The following is a 10,253-nucleotide window of genomic DNA, read 5'->3' as shown; positions in this document are numbered from 1 at the left end:
CCCGGGGGGGGGGCCCCCCGGCCCTCCCCGGCGGGGGGGGCCACCGCTTTGTGCTGTGCATCGCTGTCCGGCCGGTCAGCCGCGCAGCAGGCGTGCGATCTCGTCCTGGCCCTTCTGCTCGGCGTGGTCCAGGGCGGTCTGGCCGTTGTTGTCCTTGATGTCGCGGTCGGCGCCGCCTTCCAGGAGGAGCTTGACGGACTCCTGGTGGTCCTCGCCGCCGTCGCCGAGGATCACGGCCTCCAACAGGGCGGTCCAGCCGAGGTTGTTGATGTGGTTCACGTCGACGTCGATGTCCGGGTTGGTGGTGACCTCGCGGATGTAGTCGACGTGGCCGTGCTCGCCGGCGGGGATCAGGGACGTGCCGCCGTACCGGTTGACGATCCCGTAGTCCGGCTCGGCCTTCGCCAGGACCCGGGCCATCTCGGCGCTGCCCGTCACGCCGGTGACCAGCCACGGGGTGTCGTGCTGCTGGTCGAGCGCGTCCGGGTCGGCGCCTGCCTCGACGAGGATCTCGGCGGCCTCGACGTGGTCGCCGGTGGCGGCGAGCAGCAGCGGCGTGCGCCGGCTGTCGTCGCGGGTCTCCAGGTCCGCGCCGCGGTCGATGGCATCGCGTACGTCGTCGGCGTCCCCGGAGCGCGCGGCGGCGAGCAGGTCGCGGCTCGCGCCGGGGTCCTTCTTGCCCTTCTTCTTCCCGTCGGCGGGCTTGGCGGAGCCGGACTCGGACTTCGGCGATGCGGGCTTCTCGGCGGAGCTGGACGACTTCTCGGGCCGCTCGGCCGCCTCCGTACCGGACTGCGCGCTGCAGGCGGTCGCGAGCACTGCGGCGCCGGCGAGCGCGGCGAACAGGAGGGTGGTGCGTCGGGCGGAGGCCATGGCGTTCCTCTTTCGGTGGGGTCGGTCTTCAGCGGCCGGGGCCTGGTGGGGTACGCGCGCGTGCGGGTCCGTGCGGCGCGTACGCGGGGCCGATCGGCGGGGTACGCGGGTCCGTGCTGTCCATGCTCGTACCGATGCGCAGCCGGGCCGTCGCTGAACCGGCTGGAGATGGCCGGGCGTTGGGACGACCCGGGGGTCAGCCGATCGGTTGATGCGCGGAGTTCGCGCGGGCCAGGCGTCGCGTCGGGGCCGGGGCGTCAGTCCGGTTTCGGGCTCTGTGAGGTTCAGGCCCCGGTCCGCGGTGCTGATGCGGCGCGGTGGCCGCCGCCCCGGCCGTGCCCCGGGTGGCGGCGGAGAAGCCCGCGTACAGCAGGCACCGAGGCCGGGTGGTGACCCGTGTCAGAGCCGGGGCCTGTCGAAGAGGAAGGGCGAGGAGGGAGCGGCGGCCGCGGACGGCGCGGTGGCCGGAGGAGGCCGGGCCGCCGCTCCCCGTACAGGTGCCCTTGCTGAGCGGGACTCAGAAAGGCTTGGTCGGCAGGTACTTGCCGTCCAGGGTGATGACGGCGCGCTCGCCGCCCTCGGGGTCGGCGACCTTCTTCACGTCGAGCTTGAAGTTGATCGCGCTGATGATGCCGTCGCCGAACTGCTCGTGGACCAGGGCCTTCAGGGTCGTGCCGTAGACCTGGAGCATCTCGTAGAAGCGGTAGATCGTCGGGTCGGTCGGGATGCCGCCCGGGATCGAGCCGCGGGTCGGGATGGTCTGCAGCAGCTGCACGGCCTCCTCGTCGAGGTCGAGCAGCGCGCCGATGGCGATGGCGGACGCCTCGGGGAGCGCGTGCTGGCCGAGGACGGCGGCCGTGACGAACGCGGGGGACAGCTCGGCCGCGTCGGCGATCTGCTGCCACGACAGGTCCTTGCGCGTCTTGGCGGCGACGGCGGCGACGGTCACGGCCTCGCGGGCCTCGGGGGAGAACTGGGCGTGGATCATGGGGAGTTCCTTTCGGAGAGGGTGATGCAAGGGGGTTGGGGGAGGGTCAGGCGGCGCCGACCGTGGCCCCTTCGGAGGCGGCGGAGCCTTCGTCGACGCTCTCCACGGACCCGGAGGCGATGTCGAACACCCAGCCGTGGAGGGTCAGTTGCCCCTCGGCGAGAGCGCGGGCGACTGCCGGATGGGTACGCAGGTTCTGCAGCTGAGCCGCCACGTTCGCCCGTACGAGAGTGGCGACGTGGGACTCCGAGGGCGCCGTCGAGGCGGGTATCCGGGCCCGTGCCGCGTCGGCGTGCCGCAGCCAGTCGGCCACGACGGGCGCGGTGCTGAGGTCGTGGCCCTCGGCGAGGGCCGTCATCGCACCGCAGGCCGAGTGACCGCAGACGACGATGTCCCGCACGCCGAGCACCGCGACCGCGTACTCGATGCTCGCGGCGACGCCGTCCGCACCGGCTCCGTGGGCCGGTACGAGATTGCCGGCGGTCCGGACGACGAACAGCTCACCGGGCTCGCTCTGCGTGATGAGCTCGGGTGTCACCCGGGCATCGGAACAGCCGACGAACAGCGTCTGCGGCCGATGCTGTGTGGCCAGGCGGGCGAAGAGCTCCTCCTTGGCCGGGAAGACATCGCGGCGGAAGTGCTCGATGCCGTTCGAGAGGTGATGCATGGGTCACTCCGATCAGTGGCGGTCCGCCCTTCCGGGCCGACGCATTCACCTTGCACGACCGGTACCTATAGTGTCCAAGACTCGATATCCATCACTGCTATTGATGCGATCTATAGTTTGTGTGACCTGCCATTTCCTATGCTGAACGCCGTTGTCAGTGCCGCGCTCTACGGTTGAGCGCATGACGGGGATCACATACGTACGGGGGGACGCCACCGCGCCCCAGGGCAAGGGCGTCAAGCTGATCGCGCATGTCTGCAACGACCTGGGCGGCTGGGGCAAGGGCTTCGTCCTCGCCGTGTCCCGCCGCTGGCCGGAGCCGGAGGCGGCCTACAGACGCTGGCACCGCGAGCGCGCGGGCAGTGAATTCGGCCTGGGCGCCGTCCAGTTCATCCAGGTCGAGCCGTATGTGTGGGTGGCGAACATGATCGGGCAGCGCGGCATACGAACGGGAAGCAAGGGAGCACCCGTGCGGTACGAGGCGATCGACGCCGCGCTCGGCCGCCTCGGCGACAAGGCCCTGGAGCTCGGGGCCTCGGTCCACATGCCGCGGATCGGCTGCGGGCTCGCGGGCGGGAAGTGGTCGCGCATCGAACCGCTGATCATGGAGCGTCTGGTGGCGCGGGGGATATCGGTGACGGTGTACGACCACGGCTGAGCGCACGGCCGGTCGGCGCGGGGCCGGACGCGCGGACCGTGTCGGCCGACCGCTCCTATAGTTCGGGTCATGGGTCCTGAGCTGCGTCATCTCCGCTACCTCATCGCGGTCGCCGAGCAAGGCAACTTCACCCGCGCCGCCGAGGAACTGCGGATCTCCCAACCCACGTTGTCCCAGCAGATCAAGCAACTGGAGCGGGTGGTCGGCGCGCAACTGCTCGATCGCAGCGGCCGCAGCGTGCGGCTCACGGACGCGGGCGAGGCGTACGTGCACTACGCGCGGCGCGCGCTGCGCGACCTGGCCGCGGCCGACCGCGCCGTGCTCGACGTCGCCGACCTCGCCCGTGGGCATCTGCGCCTTGCGATGACGCCGACCTTCACCGCGTACCTCACCGGCCCCCTGGTGCAGGAGCTGCACGCCCGGCACCCGGGGATCAGCCTGGAGGTACGGGAGATGACGCAGGACCGTATCGAGGCGAGCCTGTCCGCCGACGAGATCGACCTCGGCATCGCCTTCGAGGGCCCGCACCTCGCCGGCGTGACCGCGGACCCGCTGTTCACGGAGACCCTGAGCCTGGTCGTCACGGCACATGGGCGGCCGGGCGGCCGGAAAGGAGAGGAGGGTGCACACGCTGCTGCGGACGGCCCGCTGTCGGTGGCCGACCTCGCCGAGCAGCAACTCGCCCTGCTCAGCAATGACTTCGTCACCCGTGGACATGTCGACGCCTACTTCGCGGCGCACCGGATCAGCCCGCCCATCGCCGTCGAGGCGAACTCCATCCAGGCGATCACCGAGATCGTCCAGCGCACCCCCACCCTCGCCACGGTCCTGCCCGACGCGATCACCGACGACCATCCGCACCTGACTCCGATCGCCCTGGACCCGCCGCTGCCCACCCGCGGAGTGACGCTGCTGCGCCGGGACAGCGCCTACCAGAGCGCGGCGGCGCGAGCCTTCACGAAGCTTGCACACCGCCTGGTGCAGGAACGGGGATATGCGCCCGCATGACCGGTTCGATCGCCCACTTCTGCCGCCGCGGCACCGGCACGGCCGAACTTCCGCAGGATCCCGCCGGGTTGAGGGCTGAATGAGGCCCGATTGAGGCCGGAATGAGGCCGGACCGGGGTCCGATCGGGGCCGGACTCCGCACAGGATTTCCGTGGTATACAAAACTGGCTTCTCCCTGATGAGAGAATGTGCGGCATGGCAGGTAGTGAAGGCTTCGAGCCCGAATCGGATCGGGTCACGCGTCAGCTTCGGGACGAGATCCTCGACGGCGTGCGCTGCCCCGGCAGCAAGCTTGTCGAGCGTGAGCTCGCGGCCGAGCTCGGTGTGAGTCGGCTGCCCGTCCGTGACGCCCTCAAGGCGCTCGTGAACGAGGGGCTCGTCACCCCTCGCCCGCGAACGTGGGCGGTCGTACGGGAATTCAGCCCCACCGACATCTCGGATCTGGACGAAGTGCGGTGCGCGCTCGAGACGCTCACGTTCCGGCTCGCGGCGCAGCGCAGCACTCGCGCCGGCCTCGAACGGCTCCGCGCCGACCTCGACGCCGAGTTGGCGGCCGCGCGCGAGGGCGACGCCGTACGAGCGCGCCGGGCCGCGGCGGACTTCCACGAGACGGTGACCTGGCTGGCGGCGAACGAGCTGCTCAGCGAGTTGGAGCGGACCCTGCGCAGCCGGATGCGCTGGCTGCTCAGCAGACACGACGACCTGCTCGCCGTGGCACAGGAGCACGAGGAGCTGTACGACGCGATCGCGTCCCGGGACGTGCCGCGCGTCGAGGAGCTGGTGCTGAAGCACCTGGAGACGGGCCGCAGCGCGGCGGCCGCACATATGCGGGCCGCGAAGGAGTGAGCGCGCCCCGCCCTGCGGGAAGACGACTGGGCCGCCACCGGAGAATGACCGGTGGCGGCCCAGTCGTATGCGCGGCCCGGCCACCCGCGCCACGGACGTACGAGGCGCCAGCGTGCGCGCTGCTCAGACGAAGACGATGCCTTCCGGCACGTCGGGGCGGATCTCCGTGCCGACCCGGCGCTCGAGCAGGTCGTCGAGGCGGTCCAGGGGGCCGATGAGAGCGCGGCCGCCCGCCTGCGCGACCCGGATCGCCGCGTCGACCTTGGGCTTCATCGAGCCCTCGGCGAAGGCGAGTTCGGAGATCGCCTCCGGGGACGCGGTCAGGATATCGCGCTGCTCGGGCGTGCCCCAGTTCTCGCTGACGTAGTCGCCGTCCGTCAGCATCACCAGCATGTCCGCCTCCAGCTCGGCCGCCAGGGCCGCGCTCGCGGCGTCCTTGTCGACGACCGCCTGGAGCCCGGTCTGCCGGCCCTTGCTGTCGGTCTTGACGGGGACACCGCCACCGCCGACGCACACCACGAGCCGGTCGTTCTCCAGCAGAGTGCGTACGAGCGGGGCCTGCATGATCCGCACCGGGTGCGGCGAGGGCACGACCCGGCGGAAACCGGCGCCGTCCCGGGCGATGGTCCACCGGTACTCGGCCGCGGCGTCGGCCGCGTCGTGTGCCGAGTACATCGGGCCGATGAGCTTGGTCGGCAGGCTGAACGCGGGGTCGGACTCGTCGACCTCGGTCGTGGTGAGCACCGCCGCGACCTCACGGGCGCCGCCGAGCGCGTTGCTGAGCTCCTGCTGGATGACGTACCCGATCATGCCCTGCGTCTCCGCGCCCAGGATGTCGAGCGGATACGCGGCCACGTCCTGGTAGGCCAGGTTCTGCAGCGCGAGCAGGCCGACCTGCGGGCCGTTGCCGTGGGTGATGACCACCTCGTGCTTCCCGGCCAGGTCGGCGAGCGCCTCGCAGGACGCCTTGACGTTGGCCCGCAGGTGGTCCGCGGTCATCGGTTCGCCCCGCCGGGCCAGTGCGTTGCCACCTAGGGCCACGACGATGCGCATGTATGTCCTCCTTGACTGGTTCGCTTCTGGCTGCGAAATGGTATACCAATTTCTTGTGAGGTGACCGAAGGGTGGACAGCGACCCGGTGGTCCGTTCGGAAGGAGAGTGGCGATGGGGCCGGTGCGCGCATCCGTGGTGCTGCGCTCGCAGTCGGGCGACGCGGTGCTGCTCGCGCGACTGCGCGCGCTGCGCGGGCGCGGGCGCGTGGAGAGCGTGTTCCGCGGCGTCCTCAACCTGCTGCTGCCGGACGGCGAACTCATGGCGCTCGCCGCACGCGGGCGTGCGGACGCACCCCGGACCCTCGTCGTGGACGTCCCGCACTGGGGCGACAGCGGGGTGCGCCCGGGGGAGCCGGTCGACTTCGCTCCGAGCGGCGTCACGCTGCCCGGAGCCGACGGTGGCATCCGGATCTGCATACGGGAATCCGAAGAATGGAATCCCATTTTGCCGAGCCTTGACCAGCTGACGTCGGCCGAACTCGACACCGCGGCTCACGCCCTCAGGCAAGTGACGTACGCGCACGGAGAGTTGGGCGGCATGCTCGGCGCATCGCCGACCGCCGCACCGATGGAGACGGCCGTCTGCGCCGCACTCGACCACGGCCGCCGACGGCTCGTACGGGCGGTCCGCTCGTCGTGCGGGGACACTCCCCACGCCGACGGCCGCACCGCTCCCGCCGAGCCGCTGCACGAGCACGACGGCGGGCCCGCCTTGAGCGTTCCCGCCTCGCACGACGGGGCACTGGCCCTGCGCGAAGCGGTCCTCGCCCTCCTGGGCCTTGGCCCCGGCCTCACCCCGGCCGGCGACGACTTCCTCGTCGGCATCGCCGTGCTGTCCGCGATCGACGGCAGCAGGCTCGACCTGTTCGCCCAGACCCTCGGTCAGGTCCTCACCGAACACCCGGGCCGCACCACGCTGTTGAGCACCACCACCCTGCGTGAGGCCCTCGCGGGGCGCGTCCGCGCCCCGTTCGTCGACGTACTGCACTCGCTCGCCGCCACCCGCGGCCAGAGCGAGGCGCAGGCCGTCGACACCATCCGAAGCCCGGTCCGCCGCGCGTTGGCCCATGGCCATACCTCGGGCGCCGACACCCTGTCCGGTCTGGTGACCGGGCTCCACCTGGAGAAAGAACTGCGAGGTTCGCTGTGAGCAGCACAGCAGTCGTCAAGAAGAACACCTACTTCGACTCCGTGTCCCTGATGGCCATCTCGACGAAGGCCAACGGCCTCGACGACGTGGAGCAGGCCTTCGTGGCCATGGGCACGGAGATGAACAAGGGGGTGCTGGGCAACCTCGGCCTGCTCACACCCGAACTCGAGGCCGCCGGCAACGGCGATCTCATGGTCGTCGTGGAGGCCCGTGAGGGTGCCGACGTCGACGCGGTGCTCGCCGCTGTCGAGGAACTCCTCACCCGCAAGGCGCCCGCCGCCGGCGACACGACGGTCACCCACCGCACCATCGCCGCCGCCGCGCAGGACAACCCCGCGGCCAACCTCGCCGTCATCGCCGTCAACGGCGCCTACGCCGGCCGCGAGGCCCGCAAGGCCCTGGAGAACGGCCTGCACGTCCTGATGTTCAGCGACAACGTCTCCGTCGAGGAAGAGATCTCCCTCAAGGAACTCGCCCACGACAAGGGCCTGTTGATGATGGGCCCCGACTGCGGCACCGCGATCATCAACAACGTCGGCCTCTGCTTCGCCAACGCCGTCCGCCCCGGCTCGGTCGGCATCGTCGCCGCCTCCGGCACCGGCTCGCAGGAAGTCAGCGTCCGCATCCACGCCCTCGGCGCGGGCGTCTCGCAGCTCATCGGCACCGGCGGCCGCGACCTCAGCGAGGAGGTCGGCGGCATCATGATGATCGACGGCATCCGCGCGCTCGCCGCCGACCCGTCCACCAGCGTCATCGTGCTCGTCTCCAAGCCGCCGGCCCCCGCCGTCGAGCAGAAGGTGCTCGCCGAGATCGCCACCGCCGGCAAGCCCGTCGTCGTCTACTTCGTGGGCGGCTCCGAAGAGGCCGTCGTCGCCGCCGGCGGACACTTCGCCGCCGGCAGCCAGGACGCCGCACTGCAGGCCGTCCGTCTCGGCGTGGACCCGAAGGCAGAGGTCGAGCCCCTCGACACCACCCGCGTCGACGAGGTGGCCGCTCTCCTCAAGCCGGAACAGCGGTACGTCCGCGGCCTGTTCTGCGGCGGCACCCTCTGCGACGAGTCGATGTACGCCATGTTCGACCTCGGCGACGAGGTGTGGAGCAACATCCAGAAGGACCCCGAGCGCCGCCTCACCGCCGACAGCGCCAGCGCCGCCCACACCTTCCTCGACTTCGGCGACGACGACTTCACCAACGGCCGTCCGCACCCGATGATCGACCCGTCCCTGCGCCTCGCCCGTCTCGTGGAGGAGGCCAAGGACCCCGAGGTCGCCGTGATCGTCATGGACTTCGTCCTCGGCTTCGGCGCCCACGAGGACCCCGCCGGCGTCACGCTGCCCGCGATCGAGCAGGCCAAGCAGATCGCCGCCGACGCCGGCCGCCACCTGGAGATCGTCGGATACGTCCTCGGCACCGACCTCGACACCCCGGCCCTCGACGAGCAGATCGCCGCTCTGAAGGCGGCCGGAGTCACCGTCACCCGCAGCAGCACCGAAACGGGCCAGTTCGCCCGCGCCATCGCCCGGAAGGCCTCGAACGCATGAGCAACCCCCTGACCACCCCGATCAACGACCTCTTCGCCGGCGACCTCGACGTCGTCAACGTCGGCCTCGCCATGTTCGAGCAGGACATCGCCAAGCAGGGCGCCAAGGTCACCACGCTCGACTGGACGCCCCCGGGCGGCGGCAAGCCCGAGATCCTCGCCGCGCTCGACGCCCTGGAGGTACCCGAGGTCGCCGCGCGGATCGAGGCGGCCAACGCCGAGGCCGTGCAGCGCATCGCCAACTCCCAGCCGATGCTGACCGGCTTCGGGCGCGCCATCGACGTCGTGCCCGGCATGACGCCGACCACCATCCTCCACTCGGGCCCGCCCATCACCTGGGACCGCATGGCCGGTGCGATGAAGGGCGCCGTCACCGGCGCGCTGGTCTTCGAGGGCCTCGCCGCCGACCTCGACGAGGCGGCCGAGCTCGCCGCGTCCGGCGCGATCACCTTCTCGCCCTGTCACGAACACGACTGCGTCGGCTCCATGGCGGGCGTCACGTCCGCCTCCATGTACATGCACGTCGTGCACAACGAGACGTACGGCAACACCGCGTACACCAACCTCTCCGAGCAGATGGCGAAGATCCTCCGCATGGGGGCCAACGACGAGTCCGTCATCGAGCGGCTCGTGTGGATGCGCGACGTCCTCGGCCCCATGCTCAAGGAGGCCATGGAGATCGGCGGCCCGATCGACCTGCGGCTGCTGCTCTCGCAGGCCCTCCACATGGGCGACGAGTGCCACAACCGCAACATCGCGGGCACCGTGCTGCTTCAGCAGGCGCTTGCCCCGTCGCTGCTGCAGACCAGCTTCACCACCGAGCAGAAGAAGGAAGTCTTCGACTTCATCGCCTCCTCGGACTACTTCTCGGGCCCGACCTGGATGGCGCTCGCCAAGGCCGCCCTGGACGCCGCCCACGGCATCCCCGGCTCCACCGTCGTCACCACGATGGCCCGCAACGGCGTCGAGTTCGGCATCCGCGTCAGCGGCCTCGCCGGCAACCAGTGGTTCACCGGACCCGCCCAGCAGGTCATCGGCCCGATGTTCGCCGGTTACAAGCCGGAGGACTCCGGCCTCGACATCGGCGACAGCGCCATCACCGAGACCTACGGCTTCGGCGGCTTCGCCATGTCGACCGCGCCTGCCATCGTCGCCCTGGTCGGCGGCACCGTGCAGGAGGCCATCGGCTTCACGCGCGAGATGGGCGAGATCACCACGGCGCAGAACCCCAACGTCACCATCCCGGTGCTCGACTTCCAGGGCATCCCCACCGGGATCGACGTCCGCAAGGTCCTGTCCACCGGGATCATGCCGGTCATCAACACCGCCATCGCCCACAAGGAAGCGGGCATCGGCATGATCGGCGCCGGTATCACCAACCCGCCCGTAGAGGCCTTCGAGAAGGCCGCCAAGGCCCTCGCAGCCTCCTTCAACTGACCCGCGCGCCAGCCCACTTCGGAGACCCTTTCC

At 70.8% G+C, this 10,253-nt stretch carries 10 protein-coding genes; 6 read left to right on the top strand and 4 right to left on the bottom strand.

The annotated features are described in order from the left end of the window. Nucleotides 1-75: 75 nt before the first annotated feature. The 3 genes from QIS96_RS15735 to QIS96_RS15725 form a co-directional block, all read right to left on the bottom strand. The gene (locus QIS96_RS15735) at nucleotides 76-651 is read right to left on the bottom strand and encodes an ankyrin repeat domain-containing protein (RefSeq protein ID WP_282543212.1); all 576 of its coding nucleotides are present in this window, start codon (nucleotides 649-651) and stop codon (nucleotides 76-78) included. A gap of 739 nt (nucleotides 652-1,390) precedes the next feature. Further along, complete coding sequence (cynS, locus tag QIS96_RS15730; RefSeq protein ID WP_282543203.1) at nucleotides 1,391-1,861, bottom strand: cyanase; 471 nt, start codon at nucleotides 1,859-1,861, stop codon at nucleotides 1,391-1,393. A 46-nt stretch (nucleotides 1,862-1,907) separates the two neighbouring features. After that, the gene (locus tag QIS96_RS15725) at nucleotides 1,908-2,528 is read right to left on the bottom strand and encodes a carbonic anhydrase (RefSeq protein ID WP_282543202.1); all 621 of its coding nucleotides are present in this window, start codon (nucleotides 2,526-2,528) and stop codon (nucleotides 1,908-1,910) included. Between the two features lie 181 nt (nucleotides 2,529-2,709). Between QIS96_RS15725 and QIS96_RS15720 the strand changes: the two genes are divergently transcribed. From QIS96_RS15720 to QIS96_RS15710, 3 genes are all read left to right on the top strand, one after another. After that, nucleotides 2,710-3,186, top strand: a complete 477-nt coding sequence (locus QIS96_RS15720; protein WP_282543201.1) for a macro domain-containing protein — start codon at nucleotides 2,710-2,712, stop codon at nucleotides 3,184-3,186. A 69-nt stretch (nucleotides 3,187-3,255) separates the two neighbouring features. After that, entirely contained in the window at nucleotides 3,256-4,194 is a 939-nt protein-coding gene (gene cynR / locus QIS96_RS15715; protein ID WP_282543200.1) for a transcriptional regulator CynR, read from the top strand. Nucleotides 4,195-4,389: 195 nt separating this feature from the next. Beyond that, nucleotides 4,390-5,040, top strand: a complete 651-nt coding sequence (locus QIS96_RS15710; RefSeq protein WP_282543199.1) for a GntR family transcriptional regulator — start codon at nucleotides 4,390-4,392, stop codon at nucleotides 5,038-5,040. Nucleotides 5,041-5,163: 123 nt separating this feature from the next. On the opposite strand, the gene QIS96_RS15705 is transcribed toward QIS96_RS15710, so the two are convergent. Beyond that, nucleotides 5,164-6,093, bottom strand: coding sequence for a carbamate kinase (locus QIS96_RS15705; protein WP_282543198.1), 930 nt, complete (start codon nucleotides 6,091-6,093; stop codon nucleotides 5,164-5,166). A gap of 112 nt (nucleotides 6,094-6,205) precedes the next feature. Here QIS96_RS15705 and QIS96_RS15700 point away from each other — a divergent pair, with 112 nt between their 5' ends. Genes QIS96_RS15700 through QIS96_RS15690 form a run of 3 tightly spaced genes read left to right on the top strand, consistent with a single transcriptional unit; the run spans nucleotide 6,206 to nucleotide 10,220 of the window. Beyond that, nucleotides 6,206-7,243 (top strand): oxamate carbamoyltransferase subunit AllH family protein, encoded by a 1,038-nt coding sequence (locus QIS96_RS15700; protein WP_282543197.1) that lies wholly within the window; start codon nucleotides 6,206-6,208, stop codon nucleotides 7,241-7,243. Beyond that, nucleotides 7,240-8,784: an acyl-CoA synthetase FdrA gene (gene fdrA, locus QIS96_RS15695; RefSeq protein WP_282543196.1), complete on the top strand. Its 1,545-nt coding sequence runs from the start codon at nucleotides 7,240-7,242 to the stop codon at nucleotides 8,782-8,784. The genes QIS96_RS15700 and fdrA overlap by 4 nt, the downstream gene beginning before the upstream one ends. Continuing rightward, on the top strand, nucleotides 8,781-10,220 hold the full coding sequence (locus QIS96_RS15690) for a YlbE family protein (RefSeq protein ID WP_282543195.1): 1,440 nt from the start codon (nucleotides 8,781-8,783) through the stop codon (nucleotides 10,218-10,220). Before fdrA ends, QIS96_RS15690 begins: the two co-directional genes overlap by 4 nt. The last annotated feature ends 33 nt before the right edge of the window (nucleotides 10,221-10,253 follow it).

The organism is Streptomyces cavernicola, from assembly GCF_029968035.1.
Classification (GTDB): domain Bacteria; phylum Actinomycetota; class Actinomycetes; order Streptomycetales; family Streptomycetaceae; genus Streptomyces; species Streptomyces cavernicola.
Note: the sequence above shows the minus strand (reverse complement) of the source record. Positions and strands in the feature narration are given on the sequence as shown.

Excerpts from the sequence above, each read along its gene's own strand:
- cynS (WP_282543203.1), bottom strand. The coding sequence starts at position 1,861 with ATGATCCACGCCCAGTTCTCCCCCGAGGCCCGCGAGGCCGTGACCGTC.
- QIS96_RS15725 (WP_282543202.1), bottom strand. The coding sequence starts at position 2,528 with ATGCATCACCTCTCGAACGGCATCGAGCACTTCCGCCGCGATGTCTTC.
- QIS96_RS15720 (WP_282543201.1), top strand. The coding sequence starts at position 2,710 with ATGACGGGGATCACATACGTACGGGGGGACGCCACCGCGCCCCAGGGC.
- cynR (WP_282543200.1), top strand. The coding sequence starts at position 3,256 with ATGGGTCCTGAGCTGCGTCATCTCCGCTACCTCATCGCGGTCGCCGAG.
- QIS96_RS15710 (WP_282543199.1), top strand. The coding sequence starts at position 4,390 with ATGGCAGGTAGTGAAGGCTTCGAGCCCGAATCGGATCGGGTCACGCGT.
- QIS96_RS15705 (WP_282543198.1), bottom strand. The coding sequence starts at position 6,093 with ATGCGCATCGTCGTGGCCCTAGGTGGCAACGCACTGGCCCGGCGGGGC.
- QIS96_RS15700 (WP_282543197.1), top strand. The coding sequence starts at position 6,206 with ATGGGGCCGGTGCGCGCATCCGTGGTGCTGCGCTCGCAGTCGGGCGAC.
- QIS96_RS15690 (WP_282543195.1), top strand. The coding sequence starts at position 8,781 with ATGAGCAACCCCCTGACCACCCCGATCAACGACCTCTTCGCCGGCGAC.